At 68.6% G+C, this 26,420-nt stretch carries 25 protein-coding genes, 1 tRNA gene and 1 pseudogene; 18 read left to right on the forward strand and 9 right to left on the reverse strand.

The features are described from left to right. Positions 1–22: 22 nt before the first annotated feature. Positions 23–315, reverse strand: a pseudogene (locus tag AU198_RS26995) (hypothetical protein). A 258-nt stretch (positions 316–573) separates the two neighbouring features. Between AU198_RS26995 and nth the strand changes: the two are divergent. From nth to marP, 4 genes are read left to right on the forward strand one after another with little or no spacing between them, the layout of a single operon-like run. Continuing rightward, on the forward strand, positions 574–1,254 hold the full coding sequence (gene nth, locus AU198_RS09290; protein WP_064347821.1) for an endonuclease III: 681 nt from the start codon (positions 574–576) through the stop codon (positions 1,252–1,254). A 22-nt stretch (positions 1,255–1,276) separates the two neighbouring features. Further along, positions 1,277–1,936, forward strand: a complete 660-nt coding sequence (locus tag AU198_RS09295) for a TlpA family protein disulfide reductase (protein ID WP_064347822.1) — start codon at positions 1,277–1,279, stop codon at positions 1,934–1,936. Continuing rightward, entirely contained in the window at positions 1,933–2,709 is a 777-nt protein-coding gene (locus tag AU198_RS09300; protein WP_064347824.1) for an NUDIX hydrolase, read from the forward strand. The genes AU198_RS09295 and AU198_RS09300 overlap by 4 nt, the downstream gene beginning before the upstream one ends. Next, on the forward strand, positions 2,706–3,893 hold the full coding sequence (marP, locus tag AU198_RS09305; RefSeq protein WP_064347825.1) for an acid resistance serine protease MarP: 1,188 nt from the start codon (positions 2,706–2,708) through the stop codon (positions 3,891–3,893). The genes AU198_RS09300 and marP overlap by 4 nt, the downstream gene beginning before the upstream one ends. Here marP and AU198_RS09310 read toward each other — a convergent pair. Together AU198_RS09310 and AU198_RS09315 are read right to left on the reverse strand one after the other, a co-directional pair. Next, positions 3,890–4,831: an alpha/beta fold hydrolase gene (locus AU198_RS09310; RefSeq protein ID WP_064347827.1), complete on the reverse strand. Its 942-nt coding sequence runs from the start codon at positions 4,829–4,831 to the stop codon at positions 3,890–3,892. The two genes, marP and AU198_RS09310, sit on opposite strands and share 4 nt — an antisense overlap. Beyond that, complete coding sequence (locus AU198_RS09315; RefSeq protein ID WP_064347828.1) at positions 4,832–5,341, reverse strand: phage holin family protein; 510 nt, start codon at positions 5,339–5,341, stop codon at positions 4,832–4,834. It lies immediately after the preceding gene. Positions 5,342–5,573: 232 nt separating this feature from the next. Between AU198_RS09315 and AU198_RS09320 the strand changes: the two genes are divergently transcribed. After that, positions 5,574–6,239 (forward strand): S1 family peptidase, encoded by a 666-nt coding sequence (locus AU198_RS09320; RefSeq protein WP_064348175.1) that lies wholly within the window; start codon positions 5,574–5,576, stop codon positions 6,237–6,239. A gap of 17 nt (positions 6,240–6,256) precedes the next feature. Here the strand turns inward: AU198_RS09320 and acs are convergent, their stop codons facing one another. Then, positions 6,257–8,224, reverse strand: a complete 1,968-nt coding sequence (acs, locus tag AU198_RS09325) for an acetate--CoA ligase (RefSeq protein WP_064347830.1) — start codon at positions 8,222–8,224, stop codon at positions 6,257–6,259. A gap of 126 nt (positions 8,225–8,350) precedes the next feature. On the opposite strand from acs, the gene AU198_RS09330 reads away from it, so the two are divergent. Next, complete coding sequence (locus tag AU198_RS09330) at positions 8,351–9,109, forward strand: Fic family protein (RefSeq protein WP_064347833.1); 759 nt, start codon at positions 8,351–8,353, stop codon at positions 9,107–9,109. A 446-nt stretch (positions 9,110–9,555) separates the two neighbouring features. On the opposite strand, the gene AU198_RS09335 is transcribed toward AU198_RS09330, so the two are convergent. After that, positions 9,556–10,413 (reverse strand): HAD-IB family hydrolase, encoded by an 858-nt coding sequence (locus tag AU198_RS09335; RefSeq protein WP_064347835.1) that lies wholly within the window; start codon positions 10,411–10,413, stop codon positions 9,556–9,558. A 417-nt stretch (positions 10,414–10,830) separates the two neighbouring features. Between AU198_RS09335 and ssd the strand changes: the two genes are divergently transcribed. The 7 genes from ssd to AU198_RS26605 are packed head-to-tail and all read left to right on the forward strand — an operon-like array spanning position 10,831 to position 15,290. Next, complete coding sequence (gene ssd, locus AU198_RS09345) at positions 10,831–11,892, forward strand: septum site-determining protein Ssd (RefSeq protein ID WP_064347840.1); 1,062 nt, start codon at positions 10,831–10,833, stop codon at positions 11,890–11,892. Beyond that, positions 11,889–13,055 (forward strand): TadA family conjugal transfer-associated ATPase, encoded by a 1,167-nt coding sequence (locus AU198_RS09350; protein WP_064347842.1) that lies wholly within the window; start codon positions 11,889–11,891, stop codon positions 13,053–13,055. The genes ssd and AU198_RS09350 overlap by 4 nt, the downstream gene beginning before the upstream one ends. Then, positions 13,052–13,828: a type II secretion system F family protein gene (locus AU198_RS09355; protein WP_064347845.1), complete on the forward strand. Its 777-nt coding sequence runs from the start codon at positions 13,052–13,054 to the stop codon at positions 13,826–13,828. The genes AU198_RS09350 and AU198_RS09355 overlap by 4 nt, the downstream gene beginning before the upstream one ends. Next, positions 13,825–14,394: a type II secretion system F family protein gene (locus tag AU198_RS09360; RefSeq protein WP_064347846.1), complete on the forward strand. Its 570-nt coding sequence runs from the start codon at positions 13,825–13,827 to the stop codon at positions 14,392–14,394. Before AU198_RS09355 ends, AU198_RS09360 begins: the two co-directional genes overlap by 4 nt. Positions 14,395–14,417: 23 nt before the next feature. Continuing rightward, positions 14,418–14,624, forward strand: a complete 207-nt coding sequence (locus AU198_RS09365) for a DUF4244 domain-containing protein (RefSeq protein ID WP_064348176.1) — start codon at positions 14,418–14,420, stop codon at positions 14,622–14,624. Positions 14,625–14,665: 41 nt separating this feature from the next. Continuing rightward, a complete protein-coding gene (locus tag AU198_RS26600) occupies positions 14,666–14,947 on the forward strand; it encodes a TadE family type IV pilus minor pilin (protein WP_353612084.1) in 282 nt (93 codons plus the stop codon). A gap of 31 nt (positions 14,948–14,978) precedes the next feature. After that, on the forward strand, positions 14,979–15,290 hold the full coding sequence (locus AU198_RS26605; RefSeq protein WP_064347847.1) for an Rv3654c family TadE-like protein: 312 nt from the start codon (positions 14,979–14,981) through the stop codon (positions 15,288–15,290). Here AU198_RS26605 and AU198_RS09380 read toward each other — a convergent pair. Next, on the reverse strand, positions 15,287–16,312 hold the full coding sequence (locus AU198_RS09380) for a PAS domain-containing protein (RefSeq protein WP_064347848.1): 1,026 nt from the start codon (positions 16,310–16,312) through the stop codon (positions 15,287–15,289). The genes AU198_RS26605 and AU198_RS09380 overlap by 4 nt on opposite strands. 74 nt (positions 16,313–16,386) lie before the next feature. Next, complete coding sequence (locus tag AU198_RS09385) at positions 16,387–18,714, reverse strand: DEAD/DEAH box helicase (RefSeq protein WP_064347849.1); 2,328 nt, start codon at positions 18,712–18,714, stop codon at positions 16,387–16,389. Between the two features lie 277 nt (positions 18,715–18,991). Between AU198_RS09385 and AU198_RS09390 the strand changes: the two genes are divergently transcribed. From AU198_RS09390 to topA, 3 genes are all read left to right on the forward strand, one after another. Continuing rightward, positions 18,992–19,195 carry a cold-shock protein gene (locus AU198_RS09390; protein WP_006243848.1) on the forward strand — a complete coding sequence of 68 codons (204 nt, stop codon included), beginning with the start codon at positions 18,992–18,994 and terminating at the stop codon, positions 19,193–19,195. Between the two features lie 130 nt (positions 19,196–19,325). After that, positions 19,326–19,916, forward strand: a complete 591-nt coding sequence (locus tag AU198_RS09395) for a hypothetical protein (protein ID WP_064347850.1) — start codon at positions 19,326–19,328, stop codon at positions 19,914–19,916. A gap of 135 nt (positions 19,917–20,051) precedes the next feature. Further along, positions 20,052–22,859: a type I DNA topoisomerase gene (gene topA, locus AU198_RS09400; RefSeq protein ID WP_064347851.1), complete on the forward strand. Its 2,808-nt coding sequence runs from the start codon at positions 20,052–20,054 to the stop codon at positions 22,857–22,859. 91 nt (positions 22,860–22,950) lie between these two features. Here the strand turns inward: topA and AU198_RS09405 are convergent, their stop codons facing one another. After that, on the reverse strand, positions 22,951–24,555 hold the full coding sequence (locus tag AU198_RS09405) for an adenylate/guanylate cyclase domain-containing protein (protein WP_064347852.1): 1,605 nt from the start codon (positions 24,553–24,555) through the stop codon (positions 22,951–22,953). Positions 24,556–24,643: 88 nt separating this feature from the next. Here AU198_RS09405 and AU198_RS09410 point away from each other — a divergent pair, with 88 nt between their 5' ends. Together AU198_RS09410 and AU198_RS09415 are read left to right on the forward strand one after the other, a co-directional pair. Then, positions 24,644–25,852, forward strand: coding sequence for a DNA polymerase III subunit delta' (locus AU198_RS09410; protein WP_064347853.1), 1,209 nt, complete (start codon positions 24,644–24,646; stop codon positions 25,850–25,852). An 82-nt stretch (positions 25,853–25,934) separates the two neighbouring features. Further along, positions 25,935–26,010: transfer RNA gene (locus tag AU198_RS09415), tRNA-Thr, on the forward strand. A 19-nt stretch (positions 26,011–26,029) separates the two neighbouring features. On the opposite strand, the gene AU198_RS09420 is transcribed toward AU198_RS09415, so the two are convergent. Further along, a complete protein-coding gene (locus tag AU198_RS09420) occupies positions 26,030–26,401 on the reverse strand; it encodes a carboxymuconolactone decarboxylase family protein (RefSeq protein WP_064347854.1) in 372 nt (123 codons plus the stop codon). Between the last annotated feature and the right edge of the window lie 19 nt (positions 26,402–26,420).

Here is a 26,420-nt window from a genome sequence, read left to right on the forward strand (position 1 = left end):
CCGGTTTCGTGACCAGCCCACGCTACACACGATCGGCATGTCGGGTCTGCTGAAATTCGGGATTCATCCCGTGCTGGGGATGTGGCGTACCGGCAGATCCGCGTCCCGGAGAACTGGCATTGACCCGCTGGTGACCGCGTGCGCGACGTGGTGGCGATGGCGCAGACCGTTCAGTGCTCGGCTCATTCCGTCGCGCGCAAGGGTGTCGACGTCCAGCGGCTCTGCCTGCTCGAAGAACTGCGCCACATCGGTGGCCGAGACCGTGTCGCGGTGCAGGCCGGCCTCCAGGCGCTGCAGCCCGAGCGTCGCAGCCATCAGCAACCCCGGAATGAGGCCAACGAGCAACCACGACACAAGGCAGAAGTAAACACGCCGAAAGTCTCAGCGGGATCACGAATCGTCACCGGTCCGCAGTAGGCCGCAGCCCGATCCGCGGTGGCTTTGTCTGCGGGTCTCAGTACGCTGGCATTCGTGACCGTGAGCGAGTCCTCGGCAAAGAAGGCGGGTACGCGTAAGCGCGCCCGGAATCGGGACGGCGAGACGAGGATTGGTCTCGTCCGTCGTGCGCGGCGCATGAATCGCACGCTGGCGCAGGCGTTTCCACACGTGTACTGCGAGCTGGACTTCACCAATCCGCTCGAGCTCACCGTCGCAACGATCCTGTCGGCCCAGAGCACCGACAAGCGGGTCAACCTCACGACGCCGGCGCTGTTCAAGAAATACCGCACCGCCCTGGACTACGCGCAGGCCGACCGCACCGAACTGGAAGAGCTCATCCGGCCCACCGGGTTCTTTCGCAACAAGGCGAACTCGCTCATCAGGCTGGGCCAGGAACTCGTCGAACGGTTCGACGGCGAGGTGCCGGCGACCATGGAGGAGCTGGTCAGCCTGCCCGGGGTGGGGCGCAAGACCGCCAACGTCATCCTCGGCAACGCGTTCGGCGTCCCCGGCATCACGGTCGACACCCATTTCGGCAGGCTCGTCCGTCGCTGGGGGTGGACCACCGAAGAGGATCCGGTCAAGGTCGAGCACGCGGTCGGCGAGCTGATCGAGCGCAGTGAGTGGACCGATCTGAGTCACCGGGTGATCTTTCACGGCCGCCGCGTCTGCCACGCGCGCAAGCCGGCGTGCGGCGTCTGCGTGCTGGCCGACGACTGCCCCTCGTTCGGCACCGGGCCCACCGATCCCCTGATCGCCGCGCCGCTGGTCAAGGGACCCGAAACCGAGCATCTGCTGGCCATGGCCGGCCTGTAGCCGACAACCACCCCGATCGACTGTGCGTACCTCGACCCGTTGGACCGTCGTGGTGCTGGTTGTCCTCGTGACGCTCGGGTGGGCGCTGTGGTCGCAGCTGGACCGCGACACCGATTCCACCGGGGCGCCGACGCAGCACAGTGCGCGCGACCGCCGTGCCGCCGACACGGCCGAAGCGCTGGCGGGCCCGCGGGCCGAGGCCGACCTGCCGCCGTGCCCCGCGCCGGGAGCCGGACCGGGACCCGAGGCATTGCGCGGCATCACGCTGGAGTGCGCGGGCGACGGGGCGATGGTCGACGTGGCCAAGGCGCTGGCCGGCCGGGTCGTGGTGCTCAACCTGTGGGCGTACTGGTGTGCGCCGTGCGCCGCGGAACTCCCCGCGATGGCCGAATACCAGCGGCGCATGGGTTCGGCCGTGACCGTGCTGACGGTGCACCAGGACGAGAACGAGACCGCGGCGCTGCTGCGGCTGGCCGAACTCGGGGTGCGGCTGCCCACTTTGCAGGACGGCAGGCGGCTGATCGCCGCCGCGCTGCGGGTACCCAACGTCATGCCCGCAACCGTGGTGTTGCGCGCGGACGGTAGCGTTGCTGACGTCCTGCCGCGCTCTTTCACCAGCGCCGATGAGATCGCCGCAGCGGTGGGGCCGCAGGTCGGCGCGAGGACGGGAGAGCCGGGGTGAGCTGGGTCAGTGAGGGCAGCGGTCTGACGCCTGATGCCGCTCCGGCCTGGCTCAAACCGTTGCTGGACAACGCCGGCGACATCAAACGGGCATACCGCAGGCGGGTGCCGCCCGAGCTGCTCGCGATGGTCACCAGCGAAGGGAAACCTGCGCAGGCCGACGCCCGCGAGGCTGCGGTGCTGGTGTTGTTCTCCGGACCGCCCGACTCCCCGACCGGCGGTGTGCCCGACGACGCCGACCTGTTGGTCACGGTGCGCGCGGGCACTCTGCGACACCACGCAGGTCAGGCCGCGTTTCCCGGTGGTGCCGTCGAGCCCGGCGACCACAGCCCGGTGCAGACGGCGCTGCGCGAGGCCAACGAGGAAACCGGGATCGACGCCGAGCGGTTGCATCCGCTCACCACGATGGAACGGTTGTTCATACCCCCGTCGGGGTTTCACGTCGTGCCGGTGCTCGCCTACTCGCCGGACCCCGGACCGGTGGGCGTCGTCGACGAGGCCGAGACCGCGCACGTCGCCCGGGTCCCGGTGCGCGCGTTCATCAACCCCGAGAACCGAATCATGGTGTACCGCAAGGCCAACACCCGGCGGTACGCGGGTCCGGCGTTCCTGCTCAACGAGATGCTGGTGTGGGGTTTCACCGGTCAGGTGATCTCGGCGATGCTCGACGTCGCCGGATGGGCCCAGCCGTGGAATACCGGCGACGTGCGCGAACTGGAGGACGCAATGGCGCTCGTCGGCCGCGGGGCCGGTTACGGTGATGCACAACCATGACATCGTCAGACTGGGTGGACCTCGTCGTCCTCGGCATCGCCTTCGTGGCGGGTATTTCGGGCTGGCGCTCGGGCGCGCTGGGCTCGATGCTGTCGTTTCTCGGGGTGGTGCTCGGCGCCGTCGCCGGGGTGCTGTTGGCGCCCCATCTGGTCGCCAACATCGAGGGACCCCGCACCAAGCTGTTCGTGACGCTGTTCTTGATCCTGGCGCTGGTCGTCGTGGGCGAGATCGCCGGCGTCGTGCTCGGCCGGGCGGTGCGCAGCGCCATCCGCAACCGCTCGCTGCGGGCGGTCGACTCGCTGATCGGTGTGGCTATCCAGATCGTGGCCGTCCTGGTGGCCGCGTGGATGCTGACGTATCCGCTGCAGTCGTCGGACCAACCGAACCTCGCCGCGGCCGTGCGCGGTTCGCAGGTCCTCAAGGAGGTCAACGACCTGGCGCCGGGCTGGCTGCGCGAGGTGCCGAAGCGGCTCTCGGCGTTGTTGGACACCTCCGGCTTGCCCGACGTACTGCAACCTTTCGGTCGCACCCCGATCGTGGCCGTCGATGCGCCCGACGCCGCACTCGCCGCAGACCCGGTCGTGGCGTCGGCGCGGCCCAGCGTCGTCAAGATCCGCGGGGTCGCCCCGGGTTGCCAGAAGGTCCTCGAAGGAACCGGTTTCGTCGCAGCCAGCAATCGCGTGATCTCGAACGCGCACGTGGTCGCCGGATCGGAGAGCGTCACCGTCGAGGCCGACGGGCAGACCTACGACGCCTTCGTCGTGTCCTACGACCCGCAAGCCGATATCTCGATCCTCGACGTGCCGGATCTGCCGTCGGCCCCCCTGTCGTTCGCCGACACACCGGCCACCACAGGTACCGACGCAGTCGTGATGGGCTATCCCGGCGGCGGGAACTTCGTCGCCACACCGGCGCGTGTCCGCGAGATCATCGAGCTGAGCGGTCCCGACATCTATCGCACCACCACCGTCGAGCGCGAGGTCTATACCATCAGAGGAACTGTGCGCCAAGGTAATTCGGGTGGCCCGATGATCGACCGTGATGGGCGGGTACTGGGCGTGGTGTTCGGTGCCGCGGTCGACGACGCCGATACCGGTTTCGTGCTGACCGCCAACGAGGTGTCGGCGCAACTGGCCCAGTTGGGCAACAGCGAACGCGTGCCCACCGGCGCCTGCATCGCCTAGCCGTACACCTGCCCCACGAAGCGGGACAATTGGTCGTTGACCGTGTCCGGCGCCTCCTCATGACCGAAATGCCCTGCGCCGTCGATGGATACGTACCTACCGTGCGGTGCGTAACGCTGTGTCCGGTACACCGGATCGGCCAGTACGTAAGGGTCGGTAACCCCCCGCATGTGCAACACCGGCACGCTGATGGGCCGCTTCATGGTGCGCATGAAACGGCGGCCCTCGCCGCGGAGCTGGCTGCGCACCGCCCACCGCTGATACTCGAGCGCCGAGTGTGCGGCCCCGGGGATCTGAATGGCGCGGCGCATGTGCGCGATGGTCTCGGAGAAGTCCTCGGAGCCAAGCCATCTGTCACCCGCACGGCTGCGCACAAGGCGTTCGAGTTCGGCCCCGTCGTTGCGGGTCAACGCCCGCTCGGGCCACATCGGCACCTGGTAGCGCAGCATCCACGGCAGCAGCGCGCGACCCTGGTCGCGGCGGCGCAGCGCCGAGGCACGCAGTGCCGCCGGATGCGGTGAGCTGACCACCGCGATGGCCCGGACCGCACGCGGATGCAGCACCGCGGTGGCCCAGCACACCAGGCCGCCGTCGGCATGCCCGACCAGCGTTGCGCTCTTGTGTCCCAGCGCGCGCACCAGGCCCGCGGTGTCGCCGGCCAGCGTCCAGCCGTCATAGCCCCGCGGGGGTTTGTCACTGCCGCCGTAGCCGCGCAGGTCGACGGCGACCACACGGGCACCGGTCAACTCGCGCAGTTGATGGCGCCAGGACCACCAGAACGACCCGAACCCGTGCAGCAGGATCACCAGCGGCCGGTCGGCGCCCGCGGCCACCTCGGTCTGCGCTTCGACCACATGGAAGCGAATACCGTTGGCGTGCACCTTCAGATGGCGCCATGGCCCGTCGATGCGGACGACCGACGGAGCGGGTGGGGGCACTTACCAGCCCGACGGGTCGGCCGTCGATGCCGGCTTTCCGTCGCCCGAGGCGATCTCCTTGGTCCTGTCATGGCCCGGCGTCAGCGCCTCCGGGATTTCCTTGACCGATTCGATCGTCTTCTGCGGGCCGCGGATTCGTCGCACCTTGAGATAGCCGAGGAAGGCGAATATGGCGGTGACGACGACCATCAGGCCGAACACGATGAGGTACGCCGCCCACTTCACCAGCCACAGGTCGAGCAGCTCACCGAGGAAGAAGAAGAAAAAGAACGTCGAATAGAACAGCACGACCAGCGCGAGGATGAAGAAGACGCTGCCGGTCAGGCCCTTCTTGACGTCGCGGGTGATCTCGGCCTTGGCCAGCTCGACCTCGGCGCGCACCAGCGTGGACACCTGTGCGGTCGCGTCCTTGACGAGGTCACCGATCGACGGGTCGGCCTTGGGTGCATGCGGATCGACCAGCGGTATCGACGTGACGGTGGTCGGCGCGCCATTCCTGCGATCGCTCACGACGGTTCCTCCCGCATAGGCCGGATCGCCGGATCTCCCGGCGATGGTGCCACCGCCGGCGCCGCCGGCGATGGTGTCGGTCGCGACTCATGTTGCCATGTGGCGTGCGCTCAAACGATCCCGGCCGACGATAGACTGGCCGCATCAGTGGCAGGGCAGGTCGGGGCGCGTCGATAGGGGAAACGTTCACGTGAAGACCAGCGGCCTGCGGCTGTGCCGTCTCGCCACGACCATCGTCGTCGCAGCGGCAGCACTTCTCTCGATCTCCGCCGCCGTGCACGCCCAGGGGCTGGTCGCCCTCGGTGGCGGCTCGGGTCTGGTCGTCAACGGTGAGACGCTGTGCACGCTCACCGCGATCGGCACCGACAACCGGGGGCGACTGGTGGGCTTCACCTCCGCACACTGCGGCGGGCCCGGCGCCAACGTCAGCGCCGAAGGCGTCGATTCCGCCGGTGTGGTGGGCACGATGGTCGCGGGCAACGACGCCCTGGACTACGCCGTCATCGAGTTCGATCCGCAGAAGGTGCGCCCGGTCAACAACGTCGACGGGTTCCAGATCGACGGCCTGGGCCCCGACCCGGTCGCCGGTGACATCGCCTGCAAACTCGGGCGCACGACCGGTTACTCCTGCGGCGTGACGTGGGGCCCGGGTGAGGAGCCGGGCACCATCGTCAACCAGGTGTGCGGCCAGCCAGGGGATTCGGGCGCGCCGGTCACCGTCAACAACCGGCTGGTCGGCATGATCCACGGCGCCTTCTCCGAAGCCCTGCCGACGTGCGTCATCAAATACATTCCGCTGCACACTCCCGCGGTCACCATGTCGTTCAACACACAGTTGGCCGACATCACCGCCAAGAACCGGCCGGGAACGGGTTTCGTCCCCGTCGGCGCCGCCTGATCCCGCGGGACGCTGCGCTAGCCTTCAGCCTTGCTGGCGCGGATCGCCTCGAACACGTCCGGATCCACCAGCGTCGACGTGTCGCCGAGTTCGCGGCCTTCGGCCACGTCCCGCAGAAGCCGGCGCATGATCTTGCCGCTGCGCGTCTTGGGCAGTTCGGGCACGACGTGAATCTCCCTGGGCCGGGCGATCTTTCCGATCTCCTTGGCGACCTGTGCGGAAAGTTCCTGCACCATGTCGTCGCTGTCTTCGGCGTGCGACTCGAGGATGACGAAGGCGCAGATGCCCTGGCCCGTGGTCTCGTCGCTGGCGCCGACGACCGCGGCCTCGGCGACATGGGAGTGCCCGACCAACGCCGACTCGACCTCCGCGGTCGAAATGCGGTGTCCCGACACGTTCATCACGTCATCGATGCGGCCGAGCACCCAGATGTCGCCGTCGGCGTCGACCCTGGCCCCGTCGCCGGCGAAGTACCAACCCTGCTTCTCGAACCGCTTCCAGTAGGTCTCCTTGTACCGCTCCGGGTCCTTCCAGATACCGCGCAGCATCGCCGGCCACGGTTGATCGAGGACAAGGTAGCCGGTGACATGTTCGGCGCCTTCGGCCTCGGGCGCCAGATCCTTGCCCTCGTCGTCGACGATCTTGGCCGTGATGCCCGGCAGTGGTGTCATCGCCGCACCCGGCTTGGCCGCCGTCACACCGGGCAGCGGGGAGATCATGATCGCCCCGGTCTCGGTCTGCCACCAGGTGTCGACCACCGGAGTCCGGTCGCCGCCGATGACCTTGCGGTACCACCGCCAGGCCTCCGGGTTGATCGGCTCGCCGACCGACCCCAACAGGCGCAAGCTGGACAGGTCGTGGGCGTCGGGAATCTCACGGCCCCACTTCATGAACGTGCGGATCAGGGTGGGGGCGGTGTAATAGATTGTCACACCGTACTTTTCGATGATCTCGAAGTGGCGGTGCTGGCTCGGGGAGTTGGGGGTGCCCTCGTAGACCACTTGTGTGCACCCGTTCGACAGTGGGCCGAACACGATGTAGCTGTGCCCGGTGACCCAGCCGATGTCGGCGGTGCACCAGTACACGTCGGTTTCCGGCTTGGCGTCGAACACGTAGTAGTGGGTGTAGGACGACTGGGTGAGAAAGCCGCCGGAGGTGTGCACGATGCCCTTGGGTTTTCCTGTGGTGCCCGAGGTGTACAGCAAGAACAGCGGATGTTCGGAGTCGAACGCCTCGGGGGTGTGTTCGGTGGAGGCGGCGTCGACGATGTCGTGCCACCAGACATCGCGACCCTCAGTCCACGGCACGTCGATGCCGGTGCGCTCGACCACCAGCACGTGCTCGACGGATGCCTGCCCCTGCACCGCTTCGTCGGCGCCGGTTTTCAGCGGCACCGCCTGGCCGCGGCGGTACTGCCCGTCGGTGGTGATGACCAACTTGGCCTCGGCGTCCTCGATGCGGGCCGCCAGCGCCGAGGAGGAGAATCCGGCGAAGACCACGCTGTGCAGCACCCCCAGACGCGCGCACGCCAGCATCGCGATGATCGCCTCGGGGATCATCGGCATGTAGATGGCGGCCCGGTCCCCCGCGCGGAGTCCGAGTTGGGTCAGCGCGTTGGCGGCCTTGCAGACCTCGTCCTTGAGTTGGGCGTAGGTCAGCGCGTGCGAGTCACCGACCGGTTCGCCCTCCCAGTACAGGGCCACCCGGTCGCCGTGGCCGGCTTCGACGTGCCGGTCCACGCAGTTGTAGGCCACGTTGAGTTTTCCGCCGACGAACCATTTGGCGAACGGGGCCTCCGACCAATCGAGCACCTCGCCGAACGGTGTCTCCCAGTCGAGCCGATTGGCCTGCTCGGCCCAGAACGCCAACCGGTCCTTCTCGGCCTGACGGTAAAGGTCCTCGGTCGCATTCGCCTGCTCGGCGAATTCCGGAGACGGGGGGTAGACGGACGGACCGTGAGCGTGCTGCGCCGATGACTCTGCCATATCTGTGAGGGTAGTCACCTTGCCGCGCTCACACATTGGCATGCCACAGTCCGGTGCGCTGACGGTGAGTCCGGCGCGGACAGCGTCGTGGCTTGCGGGGGCAGCGGTCGGCTAGCGTGTGCTGCCGTGACCGGTGGCTTCGCGAAGGACCCGTTGGTGCCGCTGGCCGAACTGCCCGGCGTGGCCGAGGCCGCCGAGGAGGCCCGTGAAGCGCTCGGCCGCGCACACCGCCACCGAACGAACCTGCGGGGCTGGCCGAAGAGTGCCGCCGAAGCCGCGCTGCGGGCCGCCCGAGCGTCGTCGGTGCTCGACGGCGGTGCGCTTCAACTGTCCGACGACGGCACCCCGGATCCGGTGCTGGCCGGGGCGCTGCGGGTGTCCGAAGCGGTGGAAGGCGGGGCGACGACACTGGTCGGTGTGTGGCAGCGCGCCCCGCTGCAGGCCATCGCCAGGCTGCACGCGCTGGCGGCCGCCGACATCGCCGACGACGAACGGTTGGGCCGCCCGCGCCAGGACGCCGATGTCAGCACCCGGCTGACCCTGCTGGCCGACATCCTCACGGGCGGTACCCGGGTCCCGGCGCCCGTGCTCGCCGCCGTCGTGCACGGTGAGCTGCTCACGCTCGCCCCGTTCGGCGCCGCCGACGGTGTGGTGGCGCGGGCGGCGTCGCGGTTGGTGACGATCACCACCGGACTGGATCCACACGGGCTCGGCGTGCCGGAGGTTCACTGGATGCGTCGGTCCGGCGACTACGACGCCGCGGCCCGGGGCTTCTCATCCGGGACCCCCGACGGCCTGACCGCGTGGATCCTGTTGAGCTGTCACGCATTGCACGCGGGAGCCCGCGAGGCGCTGTCGATCGCGCAGGCGGCCTCGTCGTCCTAGGGGTTGGTGGACGGGCGGCCATCACGGGCCCTCACTCGGCCCGCCAACGCGAAGCGGGCGACGTTCCGAACGTGGTTCGGCTCGTCGCCCGCCAACACGGGAACCGGTTACCAAGCGTGCTCTTGTGGGCTGCGTGGGTGGCCTCGGCGTCTTGTCGATGCGCTTCGACTGCAACCCCACCCAAAGGGTCGATATAGCCGTCCGCTCTTCGCAAATACGCAGGCCCGCAACACTTTTGCCTATTCCGCGGCATGTGCTCCGCGTGGGTGCCGGGTTCCGTGCTGGGGAGCCTGAAGCGGGAGATTCGAGCCTTCTCTTCCGACTCGATCTTGGCCTCTCCAAGCTTCCGTGACTCCTTTGTACCCCGTGACCGCGATCACATCAAGGGCCAAATAGGCGCTAGTCCGGATCGTTACGTGGGAGCCTGCCGGCGGGCGAAGAGTTGGCTAGAACGCGAAGCGCCGCAACAGCGAATAGGTCAGCGCGCCGGCGGCCAGAGCGCTGATGCCCACCGCCGCAGTAGTGGCCACGGCCGCACCCGACGGGGCCGGGATCCGGTCCCGCAGCGACACCGGTTTGGAGAAGTCGAGCACGGGCCAGCCGCGAGCCGCGGCTTCTTTACGCAACGCGCGGTCGGGATTCACCACGTTCGGATGCCCGACGGTCTCGAGCATCGGTAGGTCGGTGATCGAGTCGGAATAGGCGTAACAATGCTCGAGCGCATAGCCCTCGCGCGCGGCCAGTTCCCGGATCGCGGCGACCTTCCCCTCGCCGTAGCAGTAGAACGCGATCTCCCCTGTGTATTTGCCGTCCTCGACGACCATACGAGTGGCCATCGCGTGTGTGGCGCCCAGCGCCCTGGCGATCGGCGCGACGATCTCCTCGCCGGAAGCCGACACCATGACCACGTCGCGGCCGCACAGTTTGTGGTCGGCGATCAGCTCGGCCGCCTCCGCGAAAACCAACGGGGTTACGACGTCATGCAGGGTTTCTCCCACGATCGACTTCACCTGCTCGACGTCCCACCCCGCGCACATGTTCGTGACGTAGGCGCGCATGCGGTCCATCTGGTCGTGGTCGGCGCCGGACATGAGAAAGACGAATTGCGCGTATGTGGACTTGAGTACCGCCCGCCGATTCATCAGTCCTTGCTCAAAGAAAGGTTTGCTGAAAGCCAGAGTGCTGCTTTTCGCGATGACCGTCTTATCGAGATCGAAGAAGGCGGCGGTACGGACCGGACCGCCCGTCGGGGCGGCCGCCGCCGAAGCGTTCGGCGCCTCGGCCGTCGGACCAGATGCGCTCACAGCGCCAGCATAGGGGTTCGCGCGTGACAATGGCCGCCAGAGTGTACAAAGTGGCAGGTTATGACAGGTGTCGGAGAACCGACACTTCCGTAAATTGGGTGGCTCTACAGAGCGCGCAGGACTTGCGCCCAAGCCGACTGGCGTGTGTATAGTGAGCGTTACCCGGCTTATGTCGGGTGTGCATCAGCCCGACCCCCCGGGGCTGATACACGACGACCTCCGCCTCCTCCCCCCCTGGCGGGGGTCGTCCCTTTTTCAGGACTTTTCGCATTCCGGATATGTGCTGCCATTCACTGTGGTTGCGGAACGCCGTTTTCGTTTGCGGACTTTCACCTGGTCCATTCACAAGATCGAGTTGATCCACAGATCAGGCGTCCTCGGTAGCGTTACTGCGAGGCCCGGCCACAGGGTGTAGGGGTGGCTTCGTCTAGCGGATATCTCGCGCTGATCGCCGACGCTTCGCTTCGGGAGGATGTGGACCGCGTGTGTGCGGCCGCCGGTGTACCGGTCGTCCACGCGTCGGAGCCCTCCAGTCGCAAGGTCTGGACCGAGGCGGCCGCCGTCGTGCTCGACGTCACAGGCGCCCGCCGATGCGTGGCCCGCGCGTTGCCGCGACGTACCCGTGTCGTCCTGGTGGGTCGCGCCGAACCCTGCGGAGCCGACTGGCAGGCGGCCATCGCGGTCGGGGCCCAGCGAGTTCTCACACTGCCCGAACAGGACGACGAGCTGATGGCGGAGCTGACCGAGGCCGGTGAGGGGCTGCACGAGCAGGGAAGTCGCGGTGCGGTGGCGGCCGTCATCGCGGGAAGGGGCGGCGCAGGCGCATCGGTCTTCGCGACCGCGCTGGCGCTGAGTGCACCCGAGGCATTGTTGATCGATGTCGACCCTTGGAGCGGCGGGATAGATCTGCTGGTCGGCGGGGAAGCCGAATCCGGGCTGCGCTGGCCGGATCTGCGGCTGCAGGGCGGACGGTTGAGCTACGGGGCATTGCGCGATGCGTTGCCACGCGTACGGGGCGTCACCGTCCTGTCCGGCAGCCGCACCGGTTGCGACGTCGACCCCGTACCGCTCGGCGCCGTGATCGACGCCGGCAGTCGCGGTGGTGCGACCGTCGTATGTGACGTCCCGAGGCGGTCGACCGCGGCGGCCGAGACCGCCCTGGCCTCTGCCGATCTCGCCGTCGTCCTGACACCCGCCGACCTGCGGTCCTGCGCGGCGGCCGACCCGGTCGCCCGGTGGGTGTCGACGCTCAACCCGAATTCGGGTGTGGTGGTGCGCGGTCCCGCACCGGGCGGGCTGCGGTCGGCGGAGGTGGCCGAGATCGTCGGCCTGCCGCTGCTTGCGGGGATGCGTCCGCAACCCGGTGTGGCGGTCACCCTCGAGCGGGGCGGATTGCGGATCGGCCGTCGGTCACCGCTCGGCCGCGCGGCGCGCAAGGTGTTGACGATTCTGCAGCAGCATCCGGCGGTCGCCGCATGAGCGACTCGTTGATCGACCGGGTCCGCGAGCGGCTCGCCGCCGAATCGGCACCGCTGCGGCCGACGGTGGTGGCCGCGGCCATCCGCGCCGAGTCCGGCGGTGTGCTCGGCGACAGCGAAGTGCTCAGCGGTCTGCGCCTGTTGGAGACCGAGTTGACCGGCGCGGGTGTCCTCGAACCGCTGCTGTCCGCCGACGACACCACCGATGTCCTGGTCACGGCGCCCGACGCGGTCTGGGTGGATGACGGGAACGGGTTGCGCCGCACCGAGATCCACTTCCCCGACGAGGGCTCCGTACGCAGGCTCGCACAGCGGTTGGCACTCGCCGCCGGACGTCGCCTCGATGAGGCGCAACCATGGGTCGATGGCCAGTTGACCGGGCTCGGCACCGGCCAGTTCACTGTGCGCCTGCATGCGGTGCTGCCACCGATCGCTTCCGCGGGAACATGTCTGTCGCTGCGCGTACTGCGCCCCGCATCTCAGGACCTGGCGTCGCTGGCCGCCGCCGGGGCGATCGATCCGTCCGCCCTCACCCTCCTCGACGGCATCGTTCGCGCGCGGCTGGCTTTTCTGGTCTCGGGAGGCACCGGAGCGGGCAAGACAACACTGTTGGCCGCCCTGCTCGGCGCGGTTCCGGCAACCGAACGCATCGTTTGCGTCGAGGACGCCTCGGAACTCGCTCCGCCCCATCCGCATCTGGTGAAGCTGGTGGCGCGGTGCGCCAACGTCGAAGGCGCCGGCGAAGTGACGGTGCGCGACCTGGTCAGGCAGGCGCTACGGATGAGGCCCGACCGCATCGTCGTCGGTGAGGTTCGCGGCGCCGAGGTGGTCGATCTGCTCGGCGCGCTCAACACCGGTCACGATGGCGGCGCCGGAACCGTGCACGCCAACAGCCCGGGAGAGGTGCCCGCGCGCTTCGAGGCGCTGGCCGCGCTCGGCGGACTCGACCGGGCCGCCTTGCACAGCCAACTCGCGGCCGCCGTGAAAGTGGTGATTCACGTCGACCGCGACCGGGCGGGCATGCGCCGACTCAGTGAGATCGCGGTGTTGACGGCCGGGTCCGACGGCCGGGTCCGGGCCTCCACAGCCTGGCGTCTGGGGCGCGGTTTCGACTGCGGCGCACAGCGGCTCAACGATCTGGTCGGTGAGCGGGGGAGCGCGTGAGCCTCGCCGCGCTCGCTCTGGCACTGGCGCTTCTGATCGCACCCGGCCCGCGGCGGCGGTGCAGGCCGGCGCGACGCGGACGCCGCCTCGCCTTTCGGATCCCGCTGGCGTTATGGCTGGCCGTCATCCTCGTCGCCCTCCTGGTCGTCGCGCCCGTCGGGGTCGTGGTGGCGGCGGTGATCGCTGCTGCCACCGTCCAAGCCCGCAGCAGGCGTCGGCGCGCAGATCGGCAGCGGGCGAAGGAAGCCGCAGCCCTGGAGGGTGCGCTCGACGTCCTCGTCGGAGAACTGCGCATCGGCGCCCATCCGGTAACCGCGTTCGACACGGCGGCCGACGAGGCCGGCGGTGCGGTCTCGGCAGCACTGCGCACGGTGTCGGCCAGGGCACGGATGGGGGGCGACGTGGCGGCCGGGATGGCCAGCGTGGCAAGACGGTCGGCGCTGCCGGCGTATTGGCAACGGATCGCGGTCTGCTGGGATCTGGCCCAGTCACACGGCCTCGCCATCGCAACGTTGATGCACACCGCGCACCGGGACGTCGTTGCGCGGGAGCGCTTCTCGACTCAGGTCAGCGCGGGGATGGCCGGTGCGCGGACCACCGCCACCGTCCTTGCCGCACTGCCGTTGCTGGGCGTCGCGCTCGGCGAGTTGATCGGTGCCCAACCGCTGCGCTTTCTGTTCTCGACCGGCCAATGGCTACTGGCCATCGGTGCGGCGCTGACGTGTCTGGGATTGGCCTGGTCGGACCGGATCACCGGCAGGGTGGCCGGATGATCCTCGCCGCCCTGCTTCTCGCGATCGCTGCGCTGATCGGAGGCGCCGACGGGCGCGCCCGTGTCCGGGGTACTCACAACCCGAATCCGAAGGAGCACCACAAAGTCCGGGCCGATGATCCGTTGGCGTTGGCCTCGGCGCTCGACGTGCTGGCCGCCTGCCTTCATTCGGGTATGGCGGTAGCCGCGGCTGCCGCAGCCGCTGCGCCCTGCGCACCGCCGACGGTGGCTCGGGTACTGGTCCGCGCGGCGGATCTGCTTGCGCTGGGCGCCGACCCCGCGACCGCATGGGCCGATGCACCCGACGGCGACCGCAGCGTCGACGCATTGTTGCGCCTGGCGCGACGGTCGGCCGCCTCGGGAACCGCGCTCGCGCAAGGGGTCAGCACGCTGGCAACCCGGTCGCGCGACGACGCGGCCGACACCGCGCGCGCCGCCGCCGAACGTGCCTCCGTCTTGATCGCGGCCCCGCTGGGGGTGTGCTACCTGCCGGCGTTCTTCTGCCTGGGCATCGTCCCGGTCGTCGCGGGGTTGGCCGGAGACGTGCTGCAGTCGGGGATTCCGTGAAGGACAACCAGTGGGGAGAAAAGGTGAAGGTGGGCAACAGGATTCGAGCGCTCCATACGCGGCTGACGATACTGGTCGTCGCCGACGACGGAATGTCGACGGTCGAATATGCGATCGGCACGATCGCGGCCGCGGCGTTCGGCGCGATCCTCTACACGGTCGTCACCGGCGACTCGATCGTCAGCGCGTTGACCAACATCATCAGTCGCGCGCTCAACACGAACGTCTGACCGATGAGCGCGGCGGCGCCACGGTCGAAGCGGCGTTCGCGGTGGCAGCGCTGGTCGCGGTCCTCGTTCTGTGTCTGGGCGGGCTCACGGCGGTGTCGATGCACATCCGGTGCGTCGACGCCGCGCGCGAGGCTGCGCGCCTTGCCGCTCGCGGCCACGACGGTGGTGCGACGGCACGCGACCTGGCGCCCGAGGGAGCCACCGTCGTCACCCGTCGCGACGGACAGTTCGTCACCTCCACCGTCAGCGCGCGGTCGCCGTTCCTGCCGGGGTTCACCGTCGAGGCGCGGGCGGTGGCGGCGGTGGAACCGGGTTCGGGCTGAACACGGTTCGGCCACCCTGATCGGCGCCGCGATGATCGCGATCGTGGTGGCGATCGCCGTCGGCGCCGCTCACCTGGGTGTGGTGGTGACCGCGCGACATCGCGCACAGGCCGCCGCAGATCTGGGCGCGTTGGCCGCCGCCCATCGGGTCGCCGCCGGCGGTGACCAAGCATGCACGTGGGCGGCCGCGGTCGCCGAGGCCATGCGGACCGAGATGGCGGGGTGCGAAGTCGACGATCTGGATATCGTTGTCGCCGTTGAGGTTCCGGTCACGCTGGGCCGCTTCGGTGTGGGCGCTGCGCGTGCGGTGGCCCGCGCGGGCCCGGCAGATGTCAGCACCTAGGGAGTGGGTCGGCCGGCCTCGGCGATCTCGGTGGCGTTGGGGCGGCGCAGTGTTGCGAGCGCGGCATACACGTCGTCGTCGAGTTCGACCCGGTTGACCGTCACATGCACCGGCTCCCACTCCTGGCCGCCGACGCCGGTCATGCGCAGCACACCGGACGCGATGCCGGTGCTGAAATCGACGGCCATCCGCTCCATCTCGGCCCGGTCGTCGGGATGCACCGCGTGTTCGCCGGCCAGGCTCACGCGCCAGTCGAAGAACGGGGCGGGATCATCGAGCCACTTCAACAAGGTCCAGTTCGTCGGGTCCACCAGGGCGCGGTGCACACCAGGTTGGGCCAGCCCGTTGAGGATTCGCTGGGCGAGGCGATCCTGTTGCTGCACCTCTTGCTCCCGTTCGCTGCGCCAGTTCATCGCTCGACACAGCAGGCGATCCGGGCCGTCGTCGTCGGACTCCAGTATCGTCCGCGTCACGAATCCGACGCTGATCGCTTCGCCGCGGTGGTCGGTGACGTCCCAGGTGCTGCAGAAGGCCGTGCCCGGCTCGCGCTTGATCGCCATGGTCAACACCCTGGCTTCGCTGGGGTTGAGCTCGCGCATCGGCAGATCGTCGGCGAACGTGCGGTTCTGGGTCGGTTCCTGAGGCGATTCCCACCCGCTGTTGGCCAGCGATTCCGGGGTCGCCGTGGCGATGCCGGTGTCGAGGTCCCATACCAGCGGTCCGGGCACCGGCCGCTCCGGCGGTTCCATGTCGGGCGGTCCAATCCAGACGTGTACGCCGTGGATCCGGCCGTCGGTCATCTGCACGACCTCCGTGCGGATGACACGATCGTTCTTCGGGGTGATGCTGCTCAAGCCCTGACGCGCGCGCACCGTCTCGCCGATCGCGGTCTGGACCGCCATCAGATGCGGATTGCGCCGCAGGAATGCGCCGATCGGGATCAAATTCTGTGTTTGACGGCCCTGCGCGACCACCGCGGGCTCGCTGCCCAGCGTCTCCACGAGCAGCCAGTCGTGGGTCATGGGGCCACCCTACCGGCGCGCGTAGGCGCGCTTGCGCGTGCTGCGCCACGGTTGCGTCGGCCTCACCACCACCCTCACGCGGAGCGTTCGGAGATCTCGCGCAGCACCAGCCGCAGCACCCGCACCGCCCCCTCCTTGTCCAGCGGGTCGTTCCCGTTGCCGCACTTGGGCGACTGTACGCACGACGGGCAGCCCGCGGGACATTCACACGCCTCGATCGCGTCTGCCGTGGCGTCCCACCATGTGGCCAGACGGTGAAAGCCGCGATCGGCGAAACCCGCCCCGCCCGGGTAACCGTCGTAGACGAAGATCGTCGGCAGCCCCTTTACGGGTCCGACCGCCGTCGACACACCGCCGATGTCGCCACGATCGCAGCTGGCGACCAACGGCAGCAGACCGATTGCCGCGTGTTCTGCGGCGTGGAGCGCACCGGGCACGCGCAGCAAATCGATGCCGTTGTGCTGTAACGCCTCTGGCGTGATCGTGCACATCACAGCCATCGTCTCCAGTGTGCGGGTGGGCATCTCGAGTTCGACGAAGTCGATCACCTCGCCGGTCAGGCGCCTGCGCAGATAACCGGTCACCGTATTGCTCACCGATACCGGGACGAGACCAACGGTGACCGGGCCGAACGTCTTCCGCTCACCGTGCCCGGTGACCGCGATGTCGGTGACCTCCCGCGCGGTGGTGGTGTAACCAGGATCGTCGGCGTGCACGAAAGCCACACCGTCTTCGAAGTCGAGTGAGTCGACGACATAGGTTTCGCCCTGGTGCAGATACACCGCGCCTGGATGGACCGAAGCCGGCGCCTGGCCCGCCCCGGTGCTGCCGAGCATACGTCCCGTGCCGGCCTCCAGGATCGCGATCTGACCGCCGGACGATCCCCGGATGTCCACAGCCGGATGAGGATCCATGCCAGGAGTGGGGAAGTACCCGTTGGCCCGTCGCCGCAGCAGCCCGTCGTCGACGAGCGCACCGGCGACGTCCTCGGCGTTCCACATCCGCACCTCGGCATCGGTGAGCGGAAGCTCGGTGGCCGCGCAAAGCAGTTGTGGACCAAGGACATACGGGTTGGTCGGATCGATGACGACGCGCTCGATCGGTTTGTCCAGCAGCGCCGACGGATGGTGCACCAGGTAGGTGTCGAGCGGATCGTCGCGGGCGATCAGCACGATCAACGCGCCCTGTCCTCGCCGTCCCGACCGGCCCGCCTGTTGCCAGAATGAGGTCACGGTGCCCGGAAACCCGGCGAGGACAACGGCGTCCAGGCCGGCGATGTCGACTCCCAATTCCAACGCGTTCGTCGTCGCCAGCCCCCGCAGGTCGCCGTCGGCCAGCGCGCGTTCGAGCGCGCGGCGGTCTTCGGACAGATAACCGGCGCGGTACGAAGCCACCCGATCGGCGAGATCGGGCGCCTTTTCGGCCAATCGGGCACGCGCCCCCAATGCGGTCAACTCGGCACCGCGCCGTGACCGCACGAACGTCAGCATGCGAGCGCCCTCGGCGACCAGATCGGCCATCACGCTGGCCGCTTCGGCTCCCGCCGAACGCCTTACCGGAGCCCCGTTTTCACCCACCAGGTCGTCGAGCAGCGGAGGTTCCCACAGCGCCACGGTGCGGGCGCCCTGCGGAGACCCGTCCTCGGTGACCTCGGCGACCGTTTGGCCGATCAACTCCGAGGCGGTCTGCGCCGGCGAGGCCGTCGTGGCGCTGGCGAAGATCACGGTGGGCACGCCCCCGCCGGGCGAGTATCGGGCGCACAGCCGCAACAAGCGGCGCAACACCAGGGCCACGTTCGAGCCAAAAATGCCGCGATAGTAATGGCATTCGTCGACGACGATGTAGCGCAGGTTGCGCAGGAAGACCGCCCAGCGGGCGTGGTTGCGCAGCAGTGACAGGTGGATCATGTCGGGGTTGGAGAAGATCCAGCGCGACCGTTCCCGCGCGAACCGTCGCACGTCGCTGTGACTGTCGCCGTCGTAGGCGCACGGTGCGACGTCGGAAAGCCCCACCGCCTCGGTCAACGCCACCGCGGATCGCAATTGGTCATGGCCGAGTGCCTTGGTCGGTGACAGATACAGCGCCCGCGACCGCGGATTCGCTTTCAGGTCTGTCAATATCGGCAACTGGTAGGCAAGCGACTTGCCTGACGCCGTGCCGGTGCACAGCACGACATGGCGTCCACCGTGGGCGAGGTCGGCGGCGGCGAGTTGATGTGACCACGGGGCCTCGATGCCCCGATCAACGAACGCTCGCACCACATCTGGATCGGCCCAGCACGGCCATCTCATCGGGCGACCCCGCCGCGGTGGAATATCGGCCACGTGGCGCAGCGGATTCGGGCCACCGGCGACCGTGCCTTCGACCGCGCACGCGAGCAGCTCGCGGCCGAAATCAGCCATCGATCATCCTTCCCGATACACCCCTTCAGGCGAATTGTTCCCCATTTGAAACGCCGAGACTGTCGCCGCAGCCATGAACGTGATTGACTTATCGCGGTCGCAGCTTCTGTGTTCGTGTATCAGCACTCGCAGGAACGACGTTGCGATCGCGGTTCCTGCGAGGGTTGTAGGTCGGGTTGAGTTCCGAGCTTCCACGAAGGAGAGCGGTCGGAACGGGCCCGGTGTACCGAAACACGGTGGACCGCACCCGGTGAATAAGAGAAGGAAACAACAGGAAATGCCACAGGGAACTGTGAAGTGGTTCAACGCGGAGAAGGGCTTCGGCTTCATCGCCCCGGAGGACGGCTCCGCTGACGTTTTTGTCCACTACACGGAGATTCAGGGCAGCGGCTTCCGCACCCTGGAGGAGAACCAGAAGGTCGAGTTCGAGGTTGGCCAGAGCCCCAAGGGGCCGCAGGCCACCGGTGTTCGGGCCGTCTAGCGCGACCAGCACTATCGACAGGCAACACCCCGCGAGCGTCGAGAACCGGCCGCCGCGGGGTGTTCGCTATTCCGGCGCGCTACGGCACGGCCGCCACGGCTGAGGCCGATATCTGGCCTACTGTCGATTTGTGAGCCAGCTGTCGTTCTTCTCGGCGGAGTCGGTGCCCCCCGCGGTGGCCGACCTCACCGGGCTGCTCGCCGGACCTGGCCAGGTGGTTCTGGTGGGTTCGGGCGCCGAGCAGGGTGCGCGGCTGTCGGTCGTCGTCGACCGCCCGTGGCGGGCCGAGGCGCTCGCCGACATGATCGTCGAAGCCGGTCTGGAACCCGAGATCGCCCGCACCGAGGAGAACACCCCGCTGGTACGCACGGCGGTCGACGCCCGACTGGTCGAGATCGCTGCGGGTTGGACCCGGGGCGCTGTGAAGACCGTCCCGCCGAACTGGCTGCCCGGTCCGCGCGAGCTTCGGGCCTGGACGCTGGCCGCGGGCACACCCGAAGCCGACCGCTATCTGCTCGGGCTGGACCCGCACGCGCCGGACACGCATTCGCCGCTGGCGTCGGCGATGATGCGGGTGGGAATCGCCCCGACGTTGATCGGCACCCGCGGGTCGCGCCCGGCTCTGCGGATCAGCGGCCGACGCCGGCTATCGCGCCTGGTAGAGAACGTGGGGGAACCTCCGGGCAATGTGGAGGCGTTCCAGGAATGGCCACGGGTCTGAGGGCCGCTGCGAGGGGGGTCAGTTTGCGTCGGTTCGCGTGGGGTGCGAAATTGTCAGTTGCCGACAGGGTTGATTCGCCGCCGGATGCGGAATTCTGCGCTGTGGGCGACCGAAGAAGTGGAGCGTAAGTAAAAGGTGGCAGATGGGGACCGCGGCAGCGGCCGTAACGGAAGCGTCCGGCGGCTCGTCATAGTCGAGTCGCCTACCAAGGCGCGCAAGATAGCGGGTTACCTCGGCTCCAATTACATCGTCGAGTCCTCCCGTGGGCACATCCGCGACCTGCCCCGTAACGCCGCAGACGTGCCCGCGAAGTACAAATCCGAGCCGTGGGCCCGCCTCGGGGTGGACGTCGACCACAACTTCGAGCCGCTCTACATCATCAGCCCGGAGAAGAAGAGCACGGTTGCCGAACTGAAAGACCTGCTCAAGAACGTCGACGAGCTGTACCTGGCCACGGACGGCGACCGCGAGGGCGAGGCGATCGCCTGGCATCTGCTCGAGACGCTCAAGCCGCGCATCCCCGTCAAGCGGATGGTGTTCCACGAGATCACCGAACCGGCGATCCGCGCCGCCGCCGAGGACCCTCGCGACCTGGACATCGACCTGGTCGACGCCCAGGAGACCCGCCGCATCCTGGACCGGCTGTACGGCTATGAGGTCAGCCCGGTGCTGTGGAAGAAGGTCGCGCCGAAGCTGTCGGCCGGCCGGGTGCAGTCGGTCGCGACGCGCATCATCGTCCAGCGCGAACGCGAACGGATGGCGTTCCGCAGCGCGGGGTACTGGGACGTCACCGCCGAACTCGACGCCAGTGTCTCCGACCCGCAGGCGTCGCCCCCGACGTTCACCGCCAAGCTGAACACGGTCGACGGGCGCCGCGTGGCCACCGGCCGCGACTTCGACTCGCTGGGCCAGGTCAAAAAGCCCGACGAGGTGCTGGTTCTCGACCAGGCCGCCGCGACCGCGCTGGCGGGCGGTCTGCGCGGAGCGCAGCTGGCGGTCAGCTCGGTCGAGCAGAAGCCCTACACCCGCAGGCCGTACGCGCCGTTCATGACCTCGACGTTGCAGCAGGAAGCGGGCCGCAAACTGCGGTTCTCCTCGGAGCGCACGATGAGCATCGCGCAGCGGCTCTACGAGAACGGCTACATCACCTATATGCGCACGGACTCGACGACGTTGTCGGCGAGCGCCGTGGAAGCCGCCCGCAACCAGGCCCGCCAGCTCTACGGCGAGGAGTATCTACATCCCTCGCCGCGCCAGTACACCCGCAAGGTGAAGAACGCCCAGGAGGCGCACGAGGCGATCCGGCCCGCGGGCGACGTGTTCTCCACGCCGGGCCAGCTGCACGGCCAGCTCGACGCCGACGAGTTCCGGCTCTACGAGCTGATCTGGCAGCGCACCGTGGCCTCCCAGATGGCCGATGCGCGCGGCACGACCCTGAGCCTGCGAATTTCCGGAACCGCGAGCTCGGGTGAGCAGGTCGTGTTCAACGCCAGCGGCCGCACGATCACCTTCGCGGGCTTCTTGAAGGCCTACGTCGAGAGCATCGACGAACAGGCCGGGGGCGAAGCCGACGACGCCGAGAGCCGGCTGCCGAATCTGCAGCAGGGCCAGCGCGTCGACGCCAAGGAGCTCACCGCCGACGGGCACAACACGGCGCCGCCGGCCCGCTACACCGAGGCTTCGCTGATCAAGGCTCTCGAGGACCTCGGCATCGGTAGGCCGTCGACGTATTCGTCGATCATCAAGACCATCCAGGACCGCGGTTACGTCGTGAAGCGGGGCAGCGCGCTGGTCCCGTCATGGGTGGCGTTCGCCGTGATCGGGCTGCTCGAACAACACTTCGGCCGCCTGGTCGACTACGGGTTCACCGCGGCGATGGAAGACGAACTCGACGAGATCGCCGCAGGCAACGAGCGACGGACCAACTGGCTCAACAACTTCTACTTCGGCGGCGATCACGGGGTCGAGGACTCGATCGCCCGGTCGGGTGGGCTGAAGAAGCTCGTCGGGGTGAACCTCGAGGAGATCGACGCCCGACAGATCAACTCCATCAAGCTTTTCGACGACGATCAGGGCCGCCCGATCTATGTGCGGGTGGGCAAGAACGGCGCGTACCTCGAGCGGATGGTTCCCGCAGAAGACGGTGAGCCCGGCGAGCTCAAACCGCAGCGGGCCAACCTGAAGGACGAGCTCACGCCCGACGAGTTGACCCTTGAGCTCGCCGAAAAGCTCTTCGCCACACCGCAAGAGGGCCGGTCGCTCGGCGTCGACCCCGAAACCGGGCACGAGATCGTCGCCAAGGACGGTCGTTACGGTCCCTACGTCACCGAGGTCCTGCCCGAACCGCCCGACGACGGCGAGGCCGGGTCGACGGCGAAGAAGGGCAAGAAGCCGACCGGCCCGAAGCCGCGCACCGGTTCACTGTTGCGGTCGATGGATCTCGAGACGGTGACGCTGGAGGATGCGCTGCGGCTGTTGTCGCTGCCGCGCGTCGTCGGCGTCGACCCGAACACCGGTGAGGAGATCACCGCGCAGAACGGCCGCTACGGCCCATACCTCAAGCGCGGCACGGACTCTCGTTCGTTGGCCACCGAGGAGCAGATGTTCGACATCACGCTCGAGGAGGCCTTGAAGATCTACGCCGAGCCCAAGCGCCGCGGCGGTCAGCGGGCCGCGGCCCCGCCCTTGCGTGAACTCGGCGAGGATCCGGCGACCGGCAAGCCGATGGTGATCAAGGACGGCCGATTCGGCCCGTATGTCACCGACGGGGAGACCAACGCCAGCCTGCGCAAGGGTGACGACGTCCTGTCGATCACCGACGAACGCGCCGCCGAACTGCTCGCCGACCGCCGAGCGCGTGGCCCGGTGAAGCGGACGAAGAAGGCGGGCGCGAAGAAGACCGCGAAGAAGGCCGGCGCCAAGAAAGCCGCCAAGAAGAGCTGAGGCGTGACGGTTGGTGTTCGCCGAAGTTGCATTCCAGCAGGCCGCTACTCGATTTTTCGCTGCTCGATTGCAGTCTCGCGGACGGACCCGCTCAGCGTGATTCTTCGGACATCACCTGAGACTGGCCGTCGGCCCGCTCGGGTGAGGCCAGCAGGTTCAGCGGCCGCGCCAACTGAGTCGGGGCGACGCGGCCACGCAGTTCGACGATCTCGCCGACGTCCCAGCACAGCGCTTCGGCGTCCAGAGCCCCGCTGACCGCGATCGCTGAGGCCAGGACGTGGCCCTCCTCCAGCTTGGCCAGCTCGGTCAGCCGTGCTGCTTCGTTGACCGGGTCGCCGATCACGGTGTACTCGAATCGGGCCTGGGCGCCGATGTGCCCGGCGATCGCGCGACCTGCCGACACCCCGATACCGAACTCCGTCTGGCCCAGCACCTCGATCAGCTCGTCGTGCAGTTCGCGGGAGGCCGCGAGCGCGCCGCCGCACGCGTCGGGGTGCTCGATCGGTGCGCCGAAGATGGCCAGCGCCGCATCGCCCTGGAACTTGTTGACGAAGCCGCCGTGCCGGTTGACCGTGTCGACCACCACGCGGAAGAAGTCGTTGAGCAGGTTGACGACCTCGGCCGCCGGGATGGTCGCGGCCAGTTGTGTCGAACCCACCAGGTCGACGAACAGCACCGCGACGTCGCGTTCCTGGCCGCCGAGTTCGGTGCCCCGCTCCAGCGCGCGCCGGGCCACGTCCTCGCCGACGTAGCGGCCGAACAGGTCGCGCAACCGCTGCCGTTCGGCCAGGTCGCGCACCATGTCGTTGAAGCCGGCCTGCAGCAGGCCCAGCTCGCTGGCGTCGTAGATCTGCATGTGGGCGTTGTAGTTGCCGCGCTGCACCTCGCCGAGCGCCCAGCGCAGCTGGCGCAGGGGGTCGGCGATCGACATCGCCACCAGCACGGTGCCCGCCAGGCCCACCACCAGCGCGGAGATCGACAGGATCAGGATCGGGGTGGTCAGCCGGTCGGCGGGAGCGGTGAGGATCTCGAACTTGCTGGCGACCACGGCCAGCACGATCGCGATGATCGGGACCGCGGTGGACAGCACCCACGTCATCACCTGACGCGCGATGACCCCCGGCGCGCGGAAGTTCTCCGGCACGCCGCCGCGCAGGGCCGCGACCGCGACGGGCCGCAGCACCCGTTCGGACTGCAGGTAGCCGATGATCGCGGTCGCGGTGGCGCCCAGCCCCGTGGCGACGGCCACCACCGGCGCCGACTTGCTGGCCACCGGCCAGCTCGCGACGATGAACACCACCGAGCCCAGGATCCAGTTCGCGACGTTGATCACCGACCGGTAGAACGGCATCTTCAGCGCGCGGGTGCGTGCCACCTCGGTGTCAGCCGGGTTCCGGTCGCCCAGAAGCATGTCGCGGCGCTGCCAGCGCATGACCGGGATCAGCAGCCGCAGGCTCCAGTACGCCGCTACGGTGAACGACACGAACAAGAAGCCGAGGAAGACCGCCAGGTTGAAGGCGGGCAGGTCCTGCAGCTGGATGCGGTCCTCGGGCGGCAGGCCGAATCTCAAAAAGCTCAGGACCAGCAGCGCGCCGATGATGTCGGCCTGCACCATACCCAGCGTGAACACCGGCCACGGAGTGCGCGCGGCCCATCGGACGAATGCGCTGATCCGCCCGATCGGTCGTTCTGCCATGGCCACGCGTCAACCGTATCGGGCATCGGCGACGGGTACGGGTGCTGTGAGACGGACGTGTCGGTTCGCAGCACTACTGTTATCTCCGATGGGCGGTGTTTTCTCGCGTCTGGTGGGCCAGCACGCTGTTGAGGCCGAGTTGGTGGCTGCGGCGCGCGCCGCACGCGGTGAGGCGGCTCACAACGGCGCGGTCATCGGATCCATGACACACGCGTGGCTGATCACGGGCCCTCCCGGCTCCGGCCGGTCGGTGGCGGCGCTGTGCTTCGCCGCGGCGCTGCAGTGCACCTCCGACGGTGTGCCCGGGTGCGGCGAATGCCGGGCCTGCACGACGACGATGGCCGGCACCCACGCCGACGTGCGTCGGATCATCCCCGAGGGGCTGTCGATCGGCGTCGACGATATGCGCGCGATCGTCCAGATCGCGTCGCGGCGGCCGGGTACCGGGCGCTGGCAGGTGGTGTTGATCGAGGATGCCGACCGGCTGACGGAGGGAGCCGCGAACGCCCTGCTCAAGGTGGTCGAGGAGCCGCCGCCATCGACGGTGTTCCTGCTGTGCGCGCCGTCGGTGGATCCCGAGGACATCGCGATCACGCTGCGCTCGCGCTGCCGGCACGTGGCGCTGGTGACCCCGACCGTGGAAGCGATCGCGGGGGTGCTGATCGAGGGCGACGGGCTTGCGGAGGCCGATGCGCGGTGGGCGGCTTCGGTGAGCGGCGGCCATGTCGGGCGGGCCCGGCGGCTGGCCACCGACGAGTCGGCACGGGAGCGTCGCAAGCGGGCGTTGGGTCTGGCCCGGGACGCTGCGACGCCGTCACGCGCCTACGCCGCGGCCGAAGAGTTGGTGAAGACGGCCGAAGACGAAGCCCTGGCGCTGACGGTGGACCGCAACGAGGCCGAGACCGAGGAACTGCGCACCGCGCTCGGCGCGGGTGGCACCGGAAAAGGGACGGCCGGTTCACTGCGTGGAGCGGCGGGGGCGTTGAGTGCCCTTGAGCGACGGCAGAAGTCGCGCAAGACCCGCGCCTCGCGTGATTCCTTGGACCGCGCGTTGATCGATCTGGCGACATACTTCCGCGACGCGCTCTTGGTGGCGTCAGACGCGGGCGACGTCGCGCACAACCACCCCGATATGGCCGAGGAGATCGCCAGGCTGGCCGCGCATGCGCCGCCGGACAAGCTGTTGCGCTGCATCGAAGCCGTGCTGGAGTGTCGAGAGGCGCTGGCCGTCAACGTCAAGCCGAAGTTCGCGGTCGACGCGATGGTGGCGACGGTCGGACAGGCGCTGCGCGACTGAGTTGGGTCGTCGGCGGGCCCTGCCGTAGACTCGTCCCGCCTGTCGCTGTCGTCTGCTCTTCGCGCAAGCGCATCGCGGGCACGCCACCTTAGCTCAGTCGGCAGAGCGGCTCACTCGTAATGAGCAGGTCAGGAGTTCGATTCTCCTAGGTGGCTCCAGCACAGTCCTCGCCGACGCTCACGTCGGCTGCAACACCTCCTTGGCGACCTTCATTGCCGAGTTGGCGGCGGGGAAGCCGGTGTAACCGGTGCAGTGGTAGATGACCTCGGCGATCTCGTCGTCGGTGAGGCCGTTGGTGCGCGCGATCTGGACGTGAATGCGCAACTCGTCTTCGGCGCGCAGCGCGATCAGGATGCCGAGGGTCAGCAGGCTGCGGTCGCGCCGGCTCAGGCCGTCCCGGGTCCACAGACGCCCGAACACGTTGTCCATGGCCAAGCCGAGCATCTCGCCGCCGAAGGAGTCGGTGGGCAGCTCGACGTCCCCGTCGGGAAGGACGCCGGGAAGCAGTTCGCGGAAGACCTGGAGGCCCTGTTCACGGATGTCTGTCATCCCGACAGCCTGGCACGCC

The organism is Mycobacterium sp. GA-1199 (genome assembly GCF_001500045.1).
Classification (GTDB): domain Bacteria; phylum Actinomycetota; class Actinomycetes; order Mycobacteriales; family Mycobacteriaceae; genus Mycobacterium.